Source organism: Streptomyces sp. NPDC090127 (genome assembly GCF_044746945.1).
In the GTDB taxonomy this organism is placed as follows: domain Bacteria; phylum Actinomycetota; class Actinomycetes; order Streptomycetales; family Streptomycetaceae; genus Streptomyces.
Genome location: NZ_JBIVDE010000002.1, coordinates 298569 through 317684, shown reverse-complemented (window position 1 = coordinate 317684; position 19116 = coordinate 298569). Strand labels below are relative to the sequence as shown.

Below are 19116 nucleotides of genomic sequence, written 5' to 3'. Positions count from 1 at the left end.
GAGGCCTGATCCATGCGACAGTTCACCGCCGTCGTCAACCCCACCGCAGGGGGGTCCAGCGGGACGGCGGCCCTGCTCCCGCTGGCCCGGCTGCTGAGGGAAGGGGGCGCGCGGCTCGACACCGTCTACAGCCGGAGCCTGGACCACGCGCGGGAACTCGCCCGCGCGGCCGGAGCACAGGGGCACGTCGTCCTCGCGGTGGGCGGCGACGGGATGGCCGGCTGCGTCGGTGGCGCGCTCAGCGGCACCGACACTCTGTTCGGCCTGGTCCCGGCCGGTCGGGGCAACGACTTCGCCCGTGCCCTGGAGCTGCCCACCGACGCGCCAGGACTCGCCCGGGTGCTCCTCGACGGCGAGCCGCGCGCGGTCGACACGATCCAGGTCGAGTCGACCACGCACGCCCGGATCTCCGTACTCGGCAGCGTGTACGCCGGCGTCGACGCGGTGGCCAACCGGCACGCCAACCACGCGCGGCTGCTGCGGGGCGCGGCGTCGTACTACGCGGGTGGTCTGCGGGCCGTCCTCGCGTGGAGGACGGCCACGTACCGCATCACGATCGACGGGGTGCCGCACGAGCGGGCCGGCTACACCGTGGTCGCGGCGAACTCCGGCTTCTACGGCTTCGGCAGGAACGTCGCCCCCGGCGCACGGCTCGACGACGGCCTGCTCGACGTCGTGGTGATCGGCGACGCGCCCAAGCGCCACTTCTTCGCGACGATGAACGAGCTGAAGACCGGTGCGCACGTGAACCGCCCGCAGGTGGAGATCCTGCGGGGCAAGGAGATACGCATCGAGGCCGACCGCCCGCTCCCGTACGGCGCCGACGGCGAGGTCGACGCGACCCTCCCGGTGACGGTGCGCGTGCAGCCGGGGGCGCTGAACGTCCTGGCCTGACGGTGAGGGGCCGGCCGCCTCGACGGCGGGCGGCCCCCCGTGGTGTCCCGAGGGCGGGACCCGGGCCGCGCCGCCGTGGACCGGCGGATTAGAGTCGTGGGTGGTCGCGCCGCCGTACCAGGGCGAAGCGCGGGGCCGGGGCCGGCTGTCGATCACAGAGCCCCGACGCCGTCACCGTCGCCACTGCCCCGTCCGGCCGCCCTCGTCCGCCTGCCACGGAAACCACGCACATGAATACCGACGCCCCCTTGCGTCCCGAGCCCGCCCACGCCCCCCGCGCCTCGCACGCCTCGGCCGCCACCCCCGACGGTCCCCGGCCACAACGGTTCGCCGGCCGGGCCCCGGCGAGGCCCACTCCGCTGGCCGCGTTCCACAGCGTGAGCGCCGCGACGGCCGTCCTGCTGGCACTCGTGGCGATCGGCGCGGCCCTCCACGAACCGGTGCTCATACCCCCGCTCGCCGCCAGCGCCGCCCTGGTGCACGCCGCCCCCACCCTGCCCCTGGCCCAGCCCCGCGGCGTCGTCCTCGGCCACCTGCTCGGCGCTGCCGTGGGCTACGCCGCCCTCGCGGCCGCGGGCAGCAACGCGTGGGCGGCGGCCGTGGGCGGCGGCCGTGGCCGCCGGCCTCACCCTGGCGCTGACCACGTTCGCCCGTACGCCGCACGCCGCCGCCTGCGCCACCGCCGTCGTCATCGTGCTCCAGACCCCCGAGCCCGCCCGCTTCGTCCCGCTCCTCTTCGGTTCCACGGTCCTCCTGGTGCTGACGGGGTACGCCGGGTCCCGCATCCGTCGCGCCGGGCCGAGATATCCCGCCTACTGGTGGTGACCCCCCGAAGGCGCCGGCCGGGCATGGTTGAGGGCAAGGAGGGCAAGCGACACGCATCCGATGGCTCGAACCGTAGGCGGCGACATGCGAAGCGTTGGCGTGGAAGAAGAGTTGCTGCTGGTGGATGCCGACAGTGGCGCTCCGCGAGCCGTGTCCGGAGCGGTGCTCGCGGCCGCCGACCGGTCGGCCTGGCAAGGCAAGGAAGCTGACGGCGGTGGGGGCCCGCGCGAGGAGCACGCGTTCGAGGAGGAGCTGCAGAAGGAGCAGCTGGAGTTCGCGACCGCGCCGGTGACGGAGATGGGCGAGCTCCAGGAGGAGATCATCCGTATCCGCGGCGAAGCCGCCCGCCACGCGGCGACCGTCGGCGCCAAGGTGGCGGCCGTCGCGACGTCGCCGCTGTCCGTGCGGCCCTCGCTGAGCGTGTCGCCGCGCTATCAGTGGCTCGGGAAGCAGTTCGGGCTGCTGGCCCAGGAGCAGCTGACGTGCGGCTGCCACGTCCATGTGTCGGTGGCGTCGGACGAGGAGGGGGTCGCCGTCCTCGACCGCATCAGGCCGTGGCTGCCGGTCCTGATGGCGATGAGCGCGAACTCACCCTTCTGGCAGGGCGAGGACACGGGATACGACGGCTACCGCAGCCGGGTCTGGAACCGCTGGCCCTCCGCCGGCGCGTACGAGGTCTTCGGCTCCGCCGACCGCTACCACGAGCAGGTCCGCGCGATGATCGACACCGGGGTGCTGCGGGACGAAGGCATGATCTATTTCGACGCCCGGCTGTCGGCCACGTACCCCACGGTCGAGATACGCGTGGCGGACGTCTGCCTGGACCCGTCGACCCCCGTCCTGCTGGCCGCGCTCGCCCGTGGCCTGGTCGAGACCGCGGCCCGGGCCTGGGAGGAGGGCGTGCCCCCGGCCAGGGTCGGTACGGGCCTGCTGCGACTTGCCTCGTGGCGGGCCGGCCGCTCGGGGCTCGACGGACCGCTCCTGCACCCCGAGACCCTGCAGGAGACGTCCGCCGAGCACGCGGTCATGGCCCTGTACCAGCACGTGCGCGAGGCCCTGGTGGACCACGGGGAGGACGAGTGGGTCCGCGAAGGCATCGCCCACCTGCACGAACGAGGGACCGGCGCCCGGGTCCAGCGGCGGCTGTTCGCGAGCGAGGGAAGCCTCGCCGCCGTCGTCACCGGGTGCGCGGAGATCACCGTCGCGTCCTGAGACGCGGGCCTGGGCTCAGTCGACGTCGGCCCTCGTCGTCCCCATGGTCAGGCCGTCGACCCAGTGGACCGACTCCACGTCGACGATGCTGGAGCCGTAGGAGCCCCAGCGCGGCACGTTGCCCTGGACGTCCCAGGTCCGCGCGTTCTGGCGGTCGACGACCAGCTGTCCGTTGACGTAGAGGGCGAAGGATCCGCTCGTGGAGGGTTGGGCGTCGATGCCCAGCTCGATCTTGTTCCACGTGTTCGGCGTCCAGGCGACGCTGCCGGCGGAGATCCACTGTTCGCCGGGGGCGACGTACCAGATCTTCAGCCGGCTGTCCTCGACCTTCATGATCACCGGATAGTTCTGGTCGTGCTCGTCGCCGGTGCCCCAGGACTTCCACTGGAAGATGGTCTGGGCGTTGCCGGTCTTCGTCATGGACTCCCAGCCGAACCAGTAGGCCCGCCCCGACGTGAGGGTGCGGCCGGCGATGCCGTGCCCCTCGCACCGTTCGGAGCCCGCTGCCTTGGTGAAGCCGAAGACCTTCCCCCGGCCGTCGTTCCAGTCGGGCTGGTAGACGTACGACGGGGCGTCACAGAGGACCGACGCGAACACCGCGGTCCCTCCGTTGTCCGCGTCGCCGTTCCATTCGACCGAGGCGTGGGCGGGTGTCACGGTCACGAGCGACAGCACGGCGGCGAGCACCGCGGGGACGAGGTGGGGGGCTCGTCCGAGCTGGGGATGACGCATGGATTTCCTCCGGTGGGGGGAGTACGGATCTGCGTACGGATCTGTCGACGTGTCCAGGACGTCGGTCGGCCTGGCGGTGGGCCAGGAGGTCAGGTCAGCCGAGCCGGACGGTGACCTTCTGGGGGGCGCCGGCCTGGCCCGTGAGGTCGCCGAAGGCGAGCCTCAGGGACGCGCCGGTCGTGGCGGCGGTGACCGTGGCGGGCTTCGAGAGCACCGCGCTCACCCGGCGGTTCCAGACGACGTCCAGCGACGTGGCCTGCCGTGCGGGGTCGGAGACGACGATCGTCGCCGTGCCGGTGCGGTGCTCCCGCACGAGGACCGACGCCGGAGCGCCGGCTTCGATCCGCTCGACCGTGCCCGCGGCCCAGAAGTTCACCGCGGTCAGGCCCAGCCTCGGCACGCGTACGCCCTGCTGGTCGCCCGAGTTGGCGAGGATCCGCAGCCACCCCTTGTCCCACGCGCGGACGGCGGTGGTCAGGGCGCTGGCGCCCGGCAGCAGGACGTAGGCGTAGCCGCCGTCGGTGGGGTCGACCCCGTGGTCGGTGAAGAGGGTCAGATAGCGGCGGGTGATCGGGTCGGTGGACCCGCCGGTGTTGATGTCCCGCCAGGAGCCCGTGCGTTCCTCGCGCACCGCGTCGAGCCGGGCGCCACCGGGAAAGACGTACCCCGCGTGCCCGGCGATGTGGGCCCACCCGGCGTCGTCGAACGAGGCGGTCCAGCCCTGCCGCACGGGCTGCGCCCTGCCGTCGACGGTGAGGGCGGGGGCGCCGGTCGCGCCGAGGGCACGGTTGTCGACGGTCGTCTCGACGGCGTGGCCGTCCGTGGAGGTGATGCCGGCGCCCAGGCAGACGACGGAGTCGTCGAGGCAGAACCAGGACTTCTTGGCGTCCATGGTGCTGGAGATGCCCTTGAGGTGCTGACCGAGGGCGGCGTACTCGCCGTCGGTGGTGCCGCCGACCCAGGCGGCGTCGGGCATGGGCTGTCCCCAGTTGCCGCCCTCGCCGTCGGCGAGGGGCTTGCGCGACGCGGTGATGCCGGGCAGGCGGTACGGGTCCACCGTGGGCCAGTAGGCGTCCGAGTACTGCTCCAGGCCGAAGTCGCTGCCCCACCAGGAGAGCCAGCCCGCGCCGGTGTGGTAGCCGCGGGCGTGCTCGCCGTTGCCGAACTCGTAGTGGGCGATGCGGTTCGAGGCCATCGAGACGGAGGCCGCCCAGTCGCGACGGCGGTGCGTGGCCCGCGCCATGCTGGGGAACAGCCGGTGTTCCACGGGCTCGGGGGCGGCCTTGACGGACGCGTCGTCCTGGAGCGCCTGCAGGAGGGACGCCCTGGTCAGGCTCAGGCCGGGGTTCCTCAGCGCGGGGTAGTAGTAGTCGCGCCGCAGCCAGCCCTTGACCATCGCCCGCCAGCGGGCGTTCTCCTCCGGGCTCGCTCCCTGGCCGAGCAGCAGGATGGTCGCCATGAGGCCGTGGGCACGCTGGTGCTCGTTGCCGCCGACCCGGCTGATGCCCCGGCTGCTGACGTTGTCCATGATCAGGCCGTTGTAGATGAACGGGGCGACGGCGTTCTCGACCGTGTCGAGGAAGAGCTGCGTGCCCGGGCCCGTCACCTCCCAGCTCGACCCGCGCAGCAGGGCAAGCAGCCGGCCCACCCCGTCGTGCAGCACCGAGCCGTAGCCGCCGATGTACGGGACGTTGCGGTGCTGGATGAACGATCCGTCCGCGTAGAAGCCGTCCCCCGAGGTGACGTACGGGAACACCGGTGCGAGCGCCGCGGACGCCAGCGCGATCTTGCCCGCGTCCTTGCCGACGATCCCGCGCAGGATGACCCCGCGGCACAGGTCGACCCGGTTGGCACCGGTACTGGTGCCCGTGTACGAGGCGAAGACCGAGTCCGGCACGAACGCGTCCACCGCACGGCAGTAGTCGGCGATCTGCGTCGCCGACAGGTGGTCGTACATGAGCACACAGGTGTCCATCAGCGCCTGGGGAGCGCCGATCTGCCAGTTGTACCAATTGCCGTAGCGCGCGGTGTTCTCGTTGTAGACCTCGGCGTGAAGGTGGTCGAGGCCGGTGAGGACGGCGTCCCGGAGCCCGGCGTCCCCGGTCAGCCCGGTGCCCGGCTGGGAGTACGCCTCGGCCATGGTGCGCAGCCGGTTGAAGCCGTCGTTCATGGTCGCCGAGAAGGCGTACGACTCCGCGTCGAGGTCGGGCTCGGGGTCGGTCCAGGACCGACCGGGCCAGAGCGAACCGCTCGCCGGGGCCATGGTCGCCCGGTAGTCGGACGCGGTGGTGCCGAGGGTGGCGAGGATGGTGCGGTACGGCTCGGCCGTCGGACTGAAGCCCGTACCGAGCATGAGGGCGCGCCACGTGGCGCGGAGCGCGTCGAACTCCGCGTCCGTCGCGGTGGTCGACGCGTCCTCGGAGCCGGCGACCTGCGCGGCGGCGGACGGACGGGTGAGCGCTCCGGTGAGGCCGAAGGCGAGCGCGCTCCCACCGGCGGCGTGGAGGAACGTGCGACGACGCCAGGGAGATGGCATGGGGGACGACCTTTTCGGGGGAGGGGAGCGCGTCGTTGCCTCGGCGCTGTCGCTGGCTCGCGAGCGGGAGGTTTCTAACACGCGGAAAAGCAAGACAGCAACGGTTCGGACAAGAACCGCCGCCAATTGTCGGTTCGATGGGAAAGCGACAGAAACGATCGAGACGTCGCTACACTGCGTCTGAACTGGGGTGTCGTCCGAGGGGAGCGGGAAGTGCACGCGGAGAACAGACACCAGGCGATCCTGCGCAGGCTGCGGGAAGAAGGCTCCTTGCGGGTCAGCGACTTCGCTGCCGAACTGGGCGTCTCCCCGGTCACGGTCCGCCGGGACGTGGAGATCCTCGCGGACCGCGGGCTGGTCGCCCGCGTGCACGGCGGGGCGATGCTCCCGGACACCTGGGCGGAGACCGCGCCCACCGGCGCCGCCCTCACCGCGGCGGCCCCCGGGGCCCCCGCCCGCGGTCGGCAACGCGTCATCGGCCTGATCGTGCCGTCCGCCGACTACTACTACCCCGAGGTGATCAAGGGCGCGCGCGAGGCCGCGGCCGCCCACGACGTCCGCCTGGTACTGGACATCTCGGGATACGACGCGGAGGAGGAGCGCGCCCAGGTCGAGCGGATGACCGGCGACCGGATCGACGGGTTGCTGGTCGTTCCGACGGGGCCGCGCGGCTGGTACGAAGAACTCCCCGTCCCCGTCGTCATCGTGGAGCGCCGGCCGGAGGCCGACGAGGTGGCCGGCATCGACCACGTCGTGTCCGACCACGTCCACGGGGCGCGGCTGGCCGTGCGCCATCTCGTGGACGCGGGCCGCCGCCGACTCGTGCTGCTCGTCCGCGGGACGAGCCCGACCGCGCAGGGGATCATCGAGGGGTTCGAGGCGGGCGTACGAGCGGCCGGGCTGTCCGGCCGGGTCTCCGTCCTGGACATCGCCGACGCGGGCCCCGGCAGCCCGGCGTACGACACCCAGGTCGAGGCGCTCCTCGACGCCGCGGCGGAGGGTCGCGTCGACGCCGTCGTCGCCCACCCCGACAACGAGGCGCTCGCGCTGCTCAGGCGCTTGCGCGCACGGTCGGTCCCGGTCCCGGAGAAGGTCGCGATCGTGGCGTACGACGACGAGGTGGCGGGTCTGGCCGACATCCCGCTCAGCGCCATCGCCCCCGCGAAGCACGAAGTCGGCACCGCCGCGGTGGAGTTGCTGGTACGCCGACTCGACCAGCCGGACGCACCCCGACACCGGCTCTTCGTCCTGCCGCGGCTACGGGTCCGCTCCTCCAGCGCCGGCTGAGCCGCAGGCCGTCGGCCGTCGTGGTCGAGGCCTCGGCGGCCGCGCGCAGCCCGGCGCCCGGCCCCTCCCCGTACCCGCTAGGCGGGCTGGACGGGGGCGGGCGGTTGGAAGCAGGCCGTGACGTCCTTGCCGCGCGGGCAGCGCTGGGCCTGCCAGTCGTCGGCGAGAGCGTCGATCAGGAGCAGCCCGCGCCCCCCGAGAGCCTGTTCGCCGGCGACGCGCTGCTGGGGCAGTTGCGTCGAGTTGTCGTGCACGGTCACGTGCAGGCACTGCTCGTCCCAGGTGAGGATCAGCTGAGCATCGCTACGGGCGTGGACGTGGGCGTTGGTGACGAGTTCGGACACGGCCAGCACGACCGAGTCCACCGTGTCCGGCGCCGTACGGGTCCAGCCGATTCCCGCCAGATGCTCCCGCGTCCAGTCCCTCGCCGCCTTCACGCCGCTGCTGATCGGCAGTGAACGCGCCCACCCCACAGCCCTCATCGACGGATCCCGCGCCATTGCTCCTCCTTCGGACGACCACCGTGCCTCCGTCCTCTGCGTCTGCCCGGCATGAGGCGGTCGGAACGCGTCGGCCGCGCACCAGTTCGTCCCCCGGAACGTGCTGCGGCAGGCCCGCGACGTCCGCGCGCTCGTCGACGCCTCCCGGGCACCTCGCCACCGTCCCACCGTTCATCGCCCTGTGCCGCACCTTCTACGGCGCGGGCCTGGTCGCCATGCTCGTCCGGAGGACCGGCGGCGACGCGCCTCAGACGGGCGCGCCCAGCGACCATCCCGAGATGTCGCTGATCCGACCGCGCCACAGCGGGGTCGTGGGCGCGCCGGGCGCGGACAGGAACGTCACGTCCACCAGGTGCACGAAGTGGTGCAGGCTCGGGCCGTCCTGTTCGGGAAGGGCGTCCTGCACGATGGCGGGCAGCTGGATCAGCTGCTCGGCGTGGTCCTCGGCCCCGATCGACTCCTGCACGACCTCCCGCCACCGCGCGGCCCACACGGCGGAGCTGACGAGGCTCCCGCTGACGATGCCGCCGACCGTGGTCAGGGAGAGGGCCGCGCTGGCCCCGCTCTGCGCCTCGACGACGCGGACCATCATCTCCAGATGGGCGTCCGCCATCGGCTGGGACGGGCTGGTGGGTGTGTTCTCCGGTGCCTGCATGCGCGTCGGCCGCCTCTCGTGGTTCGCGAACTCTTCGGTGGAGGAGGTACGGGGCATGGGATCACGACGACACGCCTCCGTGCGCTCCTTTGCCCCGAAAAGGCCGCCCCACGCGGCGGACGTCGGAGGTGTGGACCGGCGCCCCAGGGGCACGCGAGCGACAGAGGGCGGCCGGACGGTCTCCCTCCCGGTGCGAGGACCGGATCCTCGTACCTCTGGGCCGAGCATCGTTGCGTGAACAGAGGAGCGACTGCATGACCGAGAACCTGTGGAGCTACGACCCGGCGTCCGGTCACCTGGCGGGCACCGACCTGACCGGATGGGCGGTCGAGGCGACGGACGGCCACATCGGAAAGGTGGACAAGCACTCCGACGAGGCCGGTGACGCCTATCTGGTCGTCGACACCGGCGCCTGGATCTTCGGCAAGGAGGTGCTGATCCCCGCGAGCGCGGTGACCGTGATCGACCTGGACGTCCAGTCGATCCATCTCTCCCTGACCAAGGAACAGGTCAAGGACGCGCCGGAGTTCCAGTCCGACAAGCACCTCGCCGACCAGCAGTACCGCGAGGAGATCGCGAGCCACTACCGCGCCGGCGGACCGTTCTCGGGCGGCGCGGGCGCCATCTGACGCCCCGGCCGGGGAGGAACCCCCGGCCGGGCCGGCGGGCGCCTCGGGCGCCCGAAGCCTCCACGGTGCCGCGCGTGAAGCGGCCACCGGCTCCCCCGGGCGCCGTCCCGCCCGGGTTCCGCCGCCGTCGAGCCGCGGGCGTGGGACAGTGGCGGTATGTGCGGTCGCTTCACCTCCACTCGCAGCCCCCAGGAACTGACCCGGCTCTTCCACGTCACCGACTGGCGCCCCGAAGAAGCACTGGAACCCAGCTGGAACGTCGCGCCCACCGACGAGGTCTTCGCCGTCCTCGAACGCACCGCGCGCGACGACGGGGACGAGGTCCGCCGCGAACTGCGGGCGCTCAAGTGGGGCCTGGTGCCGTCCTGGGCGAAGGACCCGAAGACGGGTTCCCGGATGATCAACGCCCGGGTGGAGACGGTGCACGAAAAGCCCGCCTACCGGCGCGCCTTCGCCAAGCGCCGCTGCCTGCTGCCGGCCGACGGCTTCTACGAATGGGAGACGGTGCGGGACGAGGCGACGGGCAAGCCCCGCAAGCAGCCGTACTTCATCCACCCCGGCGACGGCCAGGTGATGGCCATGGCGGGCCTGTACGAGTACTGGCGCGACCCCGACGTCACGAGCGGCGACGATCCCGACGCCTGGCTGATGACCTGCACGATCATCACCACCGAGGCCACGGACGCGGCCGGTCGCGTCCACCCCCGCATGCCGCTCGCCCTCACGCCGGACCACTACGACGCCTGGCTCGATCCCCACCACCAGAACACCGACGACCTCCGTGCCCTGCTCACCCGGCCCGCGGACGGCCGGCTCGACGCCCGGCCCGTGTCGGCCGCCGTCAACAACGTCCGCAACAACGGCCCGCACCTGGTCGACGCGGCCGGCTGACCCGGGCCCGGACCCCGCCCCACCTCACGGGCCGCGCCAGAGGTTGGCGAAGGCCGTGTTCTCGATGGTCCGCCGCTGGCGTACGGCCTCCAGCTCCATCACCGCGTCGTGGACGGCGGCGACCACGGTGGTCACCGCCTCGTCGTCGAGGCCCGGCTCCTCGTCGGAGTCCGGCCCGTCGAGCCCCACGGCCGAGGCGAGGGCGGTCAGGACGGGCTCCTTCTCCTCCCAGCGGCCGACCGCCCGGCGGCGGGCGGGCGTGTCGACCGGCTCCACCCGCTCCGGCCCGAAGGACAACCGGCCGGTGCGCTTCCGCGTCAGCTCACCGTCCTCCATCAGGGCGTCCTGGTACGCGGCCGAGAGGTCGCGGCCCCGGCGCCACAGCCAGTCCTCGACACTCTCGTAGGGCGACTGCCGGACCAGAAGTGTCGCCGCCTCGCCGAGGAGCCGATCGTCCGGGGTCGGCGACCCGCCCGGCACGATGTGGTCACCGTCCACGGCGATGGCCCCCGCGTCGATGAGATCGATCAACTCGGCTCCCGCGAGGGCGAGCGACAGGTCGCCCTGCCCCACCGCACGCTCCGGTCCTGGGTCCAGGGTGATGACGAACAGGTCCTTCGCCGTGGTCATGAACGGCTCCCCTCGAGACATCGACGCAAGGCGCCTCCCCGGCCGCGGGCCGGGGCGACTGTCGCGATCAAGTATCGCCTCCGCCCCGGCGCGGACGTAGCCCTTTCTCCGCCTCTGGCCTGCCGGCGCTCCGACAGCGGTCGTGATGCGCGCCGGACGGGAAGTGCGGAGACTGGGGGAGATCGTCACTGCCGAGGGAGGCGCGGGCCCATGGGTGAGTACGCAGAGACCGGTGCGGTCCGTACGTGGTACGAGACGGACGGCGCCGGCGAGCCGCTGGTCCTGCTGCACGGCGGGTTCTGCACGAACGAGACCTGGGGCGCTCAGCGCGCCGCGCTCGCGGCAGGCTTCCGGCTCTTCCTCCCCGAGCGCCGCGCCCACGGGCACACGGCCGACGTGGAGGGGCCCCTGCGCTACGAGGACATGGCGGACGACACCGTCGCGTTCATCGACGCGGTCGTCGGCGGCCCCACCCATCTCGTCGGGTGGAGCGACGGCGGGATCGTCGCGCTCCTGGTCGCGCTCGCCCGCCCCGACCTCGTACGCAAGGTGGTGGTCATCGGGGCGAACTTCCGGCCCGCCGGGGAGTGCTGGGCGGAGCCCGGGATGATCGACGCCATGACGCCGGACAGCCCCGACCTGGAGTTCTTCCGCGAGCTGTACGACCCGGTCGCACCGGACGGGCCCGGTCACTGGCCCGTGGTGGCGCGGAAGACGGTCGACATGTGGCGCACGCAGCCGACCCTCACGACGGACGACCTCTCCCGGGTCGGCGCCCCGACGCTCGTCGTCGTCGGCGACGACGACCTGCTGTCCCTGGAGCACACGATCGCGCTCCACCGCGCGATCCCCCGCAGCCAACTGGCGGTCGTCCCCGGAGCCTCGCACCTCGTGCCCCTGGAGAAGCCGGACACGGTCAACCGGCTCGTCATCGACCACCTCTCCCAGGATCCCGCCCCGACGATGATGCCCATCCGTCGGGCGCACGAGGAGGCGGCGGCATCGGAGACCGGGTCCGGCTAGCCCCCGGCCGGCGGGAAGCCCCCGGCCGGCGGGCGGGACGGGCTCCGGGCCGAGCGGGACGGGGGCGCCGCTACAGGCCGCTGCCGTGCGGGGCGTACAGATCCAGCAGGCGGACGCGGGCGGAGACGAGCCGATGGGCGAGCAACCGGCCGACGAAGTGGTCCAGCGCCGATCCGAACCGCGGGTCGGCGTCCATCAGCATGCGTACCGCCGCCGAGTCGAACTCGTCCGCACGCACCCGCGTCATGGCCTCGCCGCCGAAGTGCCACCGGAACGGCTCGAACAGCCAGGACCAGCCGAGGAGCTCACCGGCGTTGACGCTGTCGACCACGGCGGGTCGCTTCCCGGGCACCCGGACGTCCAGGGTGACCGTTCCGGTACGGACGATCCAGAACCGGTCGGCATACCCGCCCTCCTCGAAGATGCGCGTGCCTTCGGGGAAGTCCACAGCGTGTCCCGTCCCCATCAGCCGGTCGCGGTGCTCGGGGGAGAGGGCCGCGGCGAGCCGTGGGGGATTGGAATTGCTCATGGGAGTGCCTCCTCATCGACGTCCGCGTCCGTTCCCAGTCTGCGCTCCCTCCCCGCACGGCGCCCGGAGGAGGCCGGGCCTGTCGTCGCGTGTCAGTTCGAGCATCCGCTAGTCGGTGGGCTCCCCGGGTGCGGGGGTGCCCGGTCCGGCTTCGGGCCCCGCACCTTCGTCCTGGCCCCCCGTGGTCTGCTTCCCGTGCTTCTCGTCGTCCTCGTGGTCCTCGTGGTCCTCGTCGTTCTCGGCCTTCTCGGCGTCCTCGTCCGTCCGGGGCCGGTCGACCGGCTGGGGCCGGATGTCCGGGGCGCTGGGGCCGGCGGCGGGGAGGTCGGGTGTCACCGCGTCGGGCCGCGTCGGTACGGGGTCCGGAAGCTCCGGCTCGGGGGTGCTCTGCATGGCCGTCTCCTCACTGGCATGTTCGGTCGCGGGGTGCGGACATTCGAGTGCCCAGGTCTGGGGCCCTCACTCGTCGCCGAGCGGGTCGGTGTGAGCGCGCGGGACCGCCGCTCCCGGGGCGTGGCGTGGGCCTGGGAGCGGCGGTCCGTTCGTGCGGTGTGGACCGGGCCGTCAGCGGGTGTGGACCGGGCCGTCAGCGGCGGACGGGCCCGGTCAGGTCAGGCTCCATTTCTGGTTGGGGCCGGTGTGGCAGGTCCAGAGGTGGACCCTGGTGCCGTCGTTCCAGGTGCCGCCTTCGGCGTCGAGGCACTTGCCCGACTGGGGGTTGCGTACGGTGCCGTCGCTCTGGGGCTGCCAGTTCTGGGCTCCGGTGCCGTTGCAGGTCCAGAGCTGGATCTTCGTACCGTCGGCGCCGGCGCCGCCGCTGACGTCCAGGCACTTGCCGAGCGCGCGGACGGTGCCGTCGCCGGGCCGGTTCCACTTCTGGGCGTTGCTCGCGTTGCAGGTCCACAGCTGGACCTGGGTGCCGTCGGCGGTGGCGCTGTCCGCCACGTCCAGGCACTTGCCGTTCACACCCTTGACCTCACCCGGGGTCGGCGTCGGCGTGTTCCCGGACGTCTTGACCCGGACGTTGCGGAAGGCGACGGTGTCACCCTCGCCGTGGTTCTGGAGCCCGACGTGGCCCTGGCGCAGGCTGCGGGCGGGATCGGTGTTGGTGAAGTCGTTGATCTTCCGCCCGTTGAGGAAGATCTCCAGGCGCTCTCCCGTGACCCGCAGCTCGAAGGTGTTCCACTCACCCGGCGGGTTGAGCGCGGCGTCGCGCACGGCGGTGTCCGCCGACTTGAACCCGTAGACGGAGCCGGTCGTACGGTCGGGGGAGTCGGTGGCGTCGATCTGGATCTCGTAGCCGTTGTTGACCGCCGACCACGGGTCCGAGGAGGCGGGGAAGCCGAGGAACACACCGGAGTTGTCGTCGCCCTCGGCCCGCCAGTCCACCTTGACCGAGTAGTCCCCGGTCAACTCCCGGCCCGCGTACCAGAGCATGCCGAGACCGCCCTGGGAGGTCAGCGTCCCGTCGGCCAGCGCGAACGAGCCCGGCCCGGCCTGCTGCCAGCCACCGGTCCCGCCGCCGTCGAAGAGGGAGGTGTAGCCGGTCTCGGGACGGCAGTCGGCCTCCGTCATCCCGGCTGCCCACCGGACCCCGCCCAGCAGGTGGCGGCGGAACGCCAGTTCGGCGTACGACTCGTCGGTGTGGCCCCCGCCCGTGTAGAACGCCCGTCCGCCCTCGTGGTCCTTGCACCAGGCGATGGGATGGTCCCCGGACATGGTGCCGCCCGAGTAGCTGGACTCGTCCAAGGAGGCGAGGACGTGTGCCGTGGTGCGCGGGTTGGTGCGGTAGTTGTACCACTCGTCGTACCGCTGCCAGGTCCGGCCCAGGTGCGCGGTGGCGTCGTGGGCCCGGTCCTCGACCGCGACCGTCGCGGTCTGGTTGTGCGGGTGCGACTGGAACAGCGCTCCGGCGAGCCCCGCGTAGAAGGGCCAGTCGTACTCCGTGTCGGCGGCGGCGTGGATGCCCACGTAGCCTCCGCCCGCGCGCATGTACTGCTCGAAGGCGGTCTGCTGGGTTCCGTTCAGCACGTCGCCGGTGGTGGAGAGGAAGACGACCGCTTCGTAGCGGGCCAGGTTGGCCGTGGTGAAGGCGGTGGGATCCTCGGTGGCGTCGACGGTGAAGTTGTTCGCACCGCCCAGCTCACGCAGCGCGGCCACGCCGTCGTCGATGGAGGAGTGGCGGAAGCCGGCCGTCCGGGAGAAGACCAGCACCTGGTACGCGGGGTCGGCGGCGGCCTCGAGGGCGGGCGCCGCACTGGTCGAGGCCCGGTCCGTCCGGGGGACCGCCGACGCCGCGGCGGGCAGGGCGCCCGCGCAGATCAGCGCGGTGCCGACGAGCCAGGAGCCCGCTCGGAGAAGGTTCTTACGCGTGTGGTGTCGCAATTGGTGTCTCATGTCGTGTCGCCTCCTTCCTGTTAGGCCAGGGTCCATTTCTGGTTGGGGCCGGTGTGGCAGGTCCAGAGGTGGACCCGGGTGCCGTCGTTCCAGGTGCCGCCTTCGGCGTCGAGGCACTTGCCCGACTGGGGGTTGCGTACGGTGCCGTCGCTCTGGGGCTGCCAGTTCTGGGCCGCGGTGCCGTTGCAGGTCCACAGCTGGATCTTCGTACCGTCGGCGCCGGCGCCGCCGCTGACGTCCAGGCACTTGCCGAGCGCGCGGACGGTGCCGTCGCCGGGCCGGTTCCACTTCTGGGCGTTGCTCGCGTTGCAGGTCCACAGCTGGACCTGGGTGCCGTCGGCACTGGCCCCGTCCGCCACGTCCAGGCACTTGCCGTTCACACCCTTGACCTCGGCGGTGGGCTGCTGGCCGGCCGAGAGGGTGAAGTGGAAGTCGTCGACGTCGAACAGGGACCCGCTGCCGCCCTTGAAGACCAGGAACAGCGTGGTGGTGCCGCTCGGGCGGTTGGTCAGCGCGGCGCTCACGTCCTGGAACGTCTCCCAGCCGCCGGTCACCGGCACGGTCGCGGTGCCGAGCAGCGTGCCGGTCGGGGAGCCGGCCCGTACCTCGAGGGTGCCGCCGGTGCCGCCCGACGAGACGCGTGCGGTGAAGCGGTCGGCGTTGGACAGCAGGTACGGGGTGTACGAGATCCAGTCGCCGTTCTCGATGTGGCCGACCGTCTTCCCGCCGTGCGCCGGCGCGTGGTCGACGACCTGCACGCCCGAGGAGTTGCCGTAGTGCTCGCCCTGGCGGTGGGTGGGCTGGCTGATGTTCTGGTCGTGGGCGGTGAGGGCGGGCTGCCCGTTCGCCCCCTTGTCGGTGTACTCGGCGTCCCAGACGCCGAAGATGTTGGCGTTCGGGTCGTGCTCACCGTCGGCGATGGTCTGCACCGTGCCGGAGCATCCGGTGGCGGAGGTCTGCGGGTGGCCGTGGCTGTCGTGCCCGACGATGAAGGTCACCTTCACCTTGGCGCAGTCGATGGTCCCGTCCTCGGGGTCGGTCACCGTCACCCGGAACGGCACCGCGGCGCCGGGGTCGATGATGCTGCCGTCCACGGGCAGTTCGAGCCGCACGGTCGGTGCGGTGTTGCCGACGGTGACCTGGACGGAGGCGGTCGCCTGCTTGCCGGTGGCGTCCGTGACGGTCAGTTCGGCGGTGTAGCGGCCGTTGGCGGTGTACGTGTGCGAGGGGTTGGCGCTCGTCGAGGTCCCGCCGTCACCGAACTTCCAGGCGAAGCTCAGGGCGTCGCCGTCCGGATCGGAGGAGCCGGTGGAGGAGAACGCCACCGTCAGCGGGGCCTGCCCGGAGGTGCGGTCGGCCTTCGCCTGGGCCACGGGGGACCGCCCGCCGGTGATGTGCTCGATGCGGTACAGCGCCGAGTTCTCGTCGCCGCTGAAGTAGCCGGTGCCGTAGTCGAGGACGTACAGGGCTCCGTCCGGTCCGAAGGCCATGTCCATCACCTGGGTGCCGGTCCAGGGGAAGGGGTTGATGGACTGGATCGTGCCCGCGCCGTCCTGGGCGATGCGCCGGATCCACTTGCGGCCGAACTCACCGGCGAAGAAGTTGCCGTCGTAGCTCTGCGGGAACTTCACCGCGGAGGTGGACGAGGCGTCATGGCGATAGACCGGGCCCGCCATGGGCGACTCGGAGCCGCCGCCGAACTCGGGCACCGACGCGCCGTCGTACGGCAGCCAGGCGGGCTGTGCGGGCGGGAGGTCGGTGAGACCGGTGTTGCGGGGCGAGGTGTTCTTCGGCGCCGCGCAGGAGAACTTCGCGCCCGAGACCCCGGTGGCGAAGTCGTGGTCGTTGTAGGCGTCGTTGGCCCCGGTGCAGAAGGGCCAGCCGAAGTTGCCCGCCTTGGTGATGCGGTTGAACTCGACCTGGCCCGCCGGTCCGCGGGTCGGGCTCGCGGTCCCCGCGTCCGGGCCGTAGTCACCGAGGTAGACCGTGCCCGTCGGCTTGTCGACGCTCATCCGGAACGGATTGCGAAAGCCCATGGCGTAGATCTCGGGGCGGGTCTTCGCCGTGCCCGGCGCGAAGAGGTTCCCCGCCGGAACGGTGTACGAGCCGTCCGCGGCGACCTTGATCCGCAGGACCTTTCCGCGCAGGTCGTTCGTGTTGCCGCTGGAACGCTGGGCGTCATAGGCGGGGTTGCGGGAGGCGCGCTCGTCGAGCGGCGAGTAGCCGTCGGAGGCGAAGGGGTTGGAGTCGTCGCCGGTGGAGAGGTAGAGGTTGCCCTGCGCGTCGAAGTCGATGTCACCGCCGACGTGGCAGCAGATCCCGCGGGAGGCCGGGACGTCGAGGACCTTCTTCTCGCTCGCGGTGTCCAGGGTGCCGTCGGCCCTGAGCGTGAAGCGCGAGAGGCGGTTCACGCCGTCGAAGGGCGTGAAGTCGGCGGCCGTGCCGTCGCCGGGAGCGTCGCCGCCGGGGGTGGTGAGCTTGGGGGCGTAGTAGAGGTAGACATGCCGGTTGGCGGTGAACCCCGGGTCCACACCGATGCCTTGCAGCCCCTCCTCGTCGTGGCTGTAGGCGTCGAGCTTCCCGGAGACCTTGGTGGTTCCGGCCGCGTCGGTCAGGCGCAGGGTGCCGTCGCGCGAGGTGTGCAGCACCGAACGGTCGGGCAGCACGGCCATGGTCATGGGCTCGCCCGTCTCGGCGACCCCCTTGGCGAGCGTGACCTGCTGGAACTCCTCGGCCGCGGCAGCCGCGTCGTGGTGGGCGGACGCGGGTGCCACCGGGGCCAGCAGGGCGGTGGAGAGCGCCAGCACGATCAGGCCGGCGGTTCTGCGGACACGTAGGGGTTTATGGCGCACAGAAGTCTCCCGAGAGGTGGGGGTGCCGACGGGCCCGAGCGGCCGATCGGGGGAACGCAGGCGTGCGCCGTCACGCCGGCAGGCCGTCCGGCGGTCAACTGGAGCGGCCTGTACGGAAGTTAGCGCCCCGCCCCGTTGCCGGTAAGACCTTCCGCAACAGAATCGCGAACTTTTTCCCCCGGCAGGACAAAGAGCCTGGGCGGAGGCCCTCGTCGTCAGTGCGCTCGATGTGGACCGCGGGCGTCGGCGACGTGGACGCCGTCGATGCGCAGCCCCTCGCCGATCGCGGGGCCGGCCGGCGGATGCGCCCGTCGCGCTCGACCTGCCGGACGGTCGAGGTGATCTCCAGGCGGGTGGCGGGGATCGGGTTGGGCGGAAGGGGAGGGTCCACCGGAACGCCGAACCCTTGCGGAAGGCGCCGCGGTCGAGGCGGTCCACGGTCGCGAAGGGGGTCTGCCAGGACGGCCAGCGCTCCACGTCCGTCTGCAACGACCAGATCGTGCGCGCCGTCCCGGCGGGCGCGACGGCGGTGCCGAGGAGGCCGAGGGCGAGTGGGTGTATCGGTACGGCACGCCAAAGGGAGCGGGGCGCGGTGGTGTCGGACCACCGCGCCCCGCTCCCCTCGGACCTGTCAGACGCGGTCGGCCGCGATCAGGAGGTACTGGAAGGAGCCGTCCTTGTACGAGTTGATGAACGCCTCCTCGATGCCGGTGACCAGGGACGACGTGGCCCGCAGCTCCCAGTAGGGAAGAGTCGCGGCCGTCAGGTCGACGACCGCCTGCGGCACCAGGCGGTTGTCGGCCATGGCCCGCATGTACTCCCGGCGGGAGTGGATGTTGCACTCGAAGTGCGCGTTGATCTGCGAGACCCACTTCGAGGGCTGGCCGTAGCGCGGGTTCCAGCAGCCGGTGATCGTCACGTAGCGCCCGCCGACCCCCAGGACGCGGGAGTGCTCGGCGAAGAGGTCGTGCAGGTCGACGTACATGCTCGACTCGTTGTTCCACGAGGCCGCCGCCTGCCCCGTCTCGAAGGGCATGTCGAGCATGTTGCACACGCGGGCGCGGACGTGGTCCTCGATGCCGAGTTCACCGGCGCGCTGGTTCGCGAAGTCGGCCTGCTTGGCCGAGAGGGTGACGCCCTCGACCTTGCACCCGAAGCGCTGGTGGGCCATGACCATCGAACCGCCCCGGCCGCAGCCGGCGTCCACGAGCGTGTCGTCACGCCCGATGGCACCCAGGTGGTCCAGGAGGACCTCGGCCTGTGCCGACTCCAGGCGGTGGAGTTCGGCGATCAGCCTCTTCTCGTACGCGCTGTCCCCGGCGTCCCCGAGGGCGGCGTGGTCGACATCGCCGATGCCGTAGTGGTGGTGGTAGAGACCGTCGACGTCACCGAGGCGCAGGTTCACGGGCCTGGCCTCGTTGTTCCAGTACCGGGCGATGTCCCCCTGGTAGGGCGTCGCCGGGGCCGGGATGAACGCGGAGGTGGCGCCGGCGGTGGGGAGCTGGGTGTTGGTCACAGATCAAT

General features: G+C 72.1%; 17 protein-coding genes and 1 pseudogene. 8 read left to right on the top strand and 10 right to left on the bottom strand.

Annotated elements, in window-relative coordinates; translation table 11 throughout:
* The first annotated feature begins 12 nt into the window (after window positions 1-12).
* From ACIPPS_RS07150 to ACIPPS_RS07135, 4 genes and pseudogenes are all read left to right on the top strand, one after another.
* Window positions 13-894, top strand: a complete 882-nt coding sequence (locus ACIPPS_RS07150; RefSeq protein WP_401427893.1) for a diacylglycerol/lipid kinase family protein — start codon at window positions 13-15, stop codon at window positions 892-894.
* Between the two features lie 230 nt (window positions 895-1124).
* A pseudogene (locus tag ACIPPS_RS07145) lies at window positions 1125-1439 on the top strand (HPP family protein); the annotation flags it as partial.
* Between the two features lie 67 nt (window positions 1440-1506).
* Complete coding sequence (locus tag ACIPPS_RS07140) at window positions 1507-1719, top strand: HPP family protein (protein ID WP_401427891.1); 213 nt, start codon at window positions 1507-1509, stop codon at window positions 1717-1719.
* A gap of 84 nt (window positions 1720-1803) precedes the next feature.
* Complete coding sequence (locus tag ACIPPS_RS07135; RefSeq protein ID WP_401427889.1) at window positions 1804-2931, top strand: glutamate--cysteine ligase; 1128 nt, start codon at window positions 1804-1806, stop codon at window positions 2929-2931.
* 15 nt (window positions 2932-2946) lie between these two features.
* Here ACIPPS_RS07135 and ACIPPS_RS07130 read toward each other — a convergent pair whose 3' ends face one another.
* Window positions 2947-3663 carry a heparin lyase I family protein gene (locus ACIPPS_RS07130; protein WP_401427886.1) on the bottom strand — a complete coding sequence of 239 codons (717 nt, stop codon included), beginning with the start codon at window positions 3661-3663 and terminating at the stop codon, window positions 2947-2949.
* Between the two features lie 94 nt (window positions 3664-3757).
* Window positions 3758-6199: a polysaccharide lyase 8 family protein gene (locus ACIPPS_RS07125; protein WP_401427883.1), complete on the bottom strand. Its 2442-nt coding sequence runs from the start codon at window positions 6197-6199 to the stop codon at window positions 3758-3760.
* Between the two features lie 213 nt (window positions 6200-6412).
* Here ACIPPS_RS07125 and ACIPPS_RS07120 point away from each other — a divergent pair, with 213 nt between their 5' ends.
* Window positions 6413-7486, top strand: coding sequence for a substrate-binding domain-containing protein (locus ACIPPS_RS07120; RefSeq protein ID WP_401427881.1), 1074 nt, complete (start codon window positions 6413-6415; stop codon window positions 7484-7486).
* A 77-nt stretch (window positions 7487-7563) separates the two neighbouring features.
* Here ACIPPS_RS07120 and ACIPPS_RS07115 read toward each other — a convergent pair whose 3' ends face one another.
* Both ACIPPS_RS07115 and ACIPPS_RS07110 read right to left on the bottom strand, forming a co-directional pair.
* Window positions 7564-7986, bottom strand: a complete 423-nt coding sequence (locus ACIPPS_RS07115) for an ATP-binding protein (RefSeq protein WP_401427878.1) — start codon at window positions 7984-7986, stop codon at window positions 7564-7566.
* Window positions 7987-8233: 247 nt separating this feature from the next.
* Window positions 8234-8641: a hypothetical protein gene (locus ACIPPS_RS07110; RefSeq protein WP_401427876.1), complete on the bottom strand. Its 408-nt coding sequence runs from the start codon at window positions 8639-8641 to the stop codon at window positions 8234-8236.
* A gap of 254 nt (window positions 8642-8895) precedes the next feature.
* Here ACIPPS_RS07110 and ACIPPS_RS07105 point away from each other — a divergent pair, with 254 nt between their 5' ends.
* Both ACIPPS_RS07105 and ACIPPS_RS07100 read left to right on the top strand, forming a co-directional pair.
* Entirely contained in the window at window positions 8896-9270 is a 375-nt protein-coding gene (locus ACIPPS_RS07105) for a PRC-barrel domain-containing protein (RefSeq protein WP_401427874.1), read from the top strand.
* 156 nt (window positions 9271-9426) lie between these two features.
* The gene (locus ACIPPS_RS07100; RefSeq protein WP_401427872.1) at window positions 9427-10161 is read left to right on the top strand and encodes an SOS response-associated peptidase; all 735 of its coding nucleotides are present in this window, start codon (window positions 9427-9429) and stop codon (window positions 10159-10161) included.
* 24 nt (window positions 10162-10185) lie between these two features.
* On the opposite strand, the gene ACIPPS_RS07095 is transcribed toward ACIPPS_RS07100, so the two are convergent.
* Complete coding sequence (locus tag ACIPPS_RS07095) at window positions 10186-10791, bottom strand: GPP34 family phosphoprotein (protein ID WP_401427870.1); 606 nt, start codon at window positions 10789-10791, stop codon at window positions 10186-10188.
* A gap of 210 nt (window positions 10792-11001) precedes the next feature.
* Between ACIPPS_RS07095 and ACIPPS_RS07090 the strand changes: the two genes are divergently transcribed.
* Entirely contained in the window at window positions 11002-11814 is an 813-nt protein-coding gene (locus ACIPPS_RS07090) for an alpha/beta fold hydrolase (protein WP_401427868.1), read from the top strand.
* Window positions 11815-11884: 70 nt separating this feature from the next.
* Here the strand turns inward: ACIPPS_RS07090 and ACIPPS_RS07085 are convergent, their stop codons facing one another.
* The 5 genes from ACIPPS_RS07085 to ACIPPS_RS07065 form a co-directional block, all read right to left on the bottom strand.
* Window positions 11885-12343 carry a Crp/Fnr family transcriptional regulator gene (locus ACIPPS_RS07085; RefSeq protein ID WP_401427866.1) on the bottom strand — a complete coding sequence of 153 codons (459 nt, stop codon included), beginning with the start codon at window positions 12341-12343 and terminating at the stop codon, window positions 11885-11887.
* A gap of 108 nt (window positions 12344-12451) precedes the next feature.
* The gene (locus ACIPPS_RS07080) at window positions 12452-12736 is read right to left on the bottom strand and encodes a hypothetical protein (protein ID WP_401427864.1); all 285 of its coding nucleotides are present in this window, start codon (window positions 12734-12736) and stop codon (window positions 12452-12454) included.
* Window positions 12737-12949: 213 nt separating this feature from the next.
* On the bottom strand, window positions 12950-14740 hold the full coding sequence (locus tag ACIPPS_RS07075; RefSeq protein WP_401427861.1) for a ThuA domain-containing protein: 1791 nt from the start codon (window positions 14738-14740) through the stop codon (window positions 12950-12952).
* Between the two features lie 20 nt (window positions 14741-14760).
* Window positions 14761-17592 (bottom strand): PQQ-dependent sugar dehydrogenase, encoded by a 2832-nt coding sequence (locus ACIPPS_RS07070; protein ID WP_401427859.1) that lies wholly within the window; start codon window positions 17590-17592, stop codon window positions 14761-14763.
* Window positions 17593-18223: 631 nt separating this feature from the next.
* The gene (locus ACIPPS_RS07065; RefSeq protein ID WP_401427857.1) at window positions 18224-19108 is read right to left on the bottom strand and encodes a geranyl diphosphate 2-C-methyltransferase; all 885 of its coding nucleotides are present in this window, start codon (window positions 19106-19108) and stop codon (window positions 18224-18226) included.
* Window positions 19109-19116: the final 8 nt, after the last annotated feature.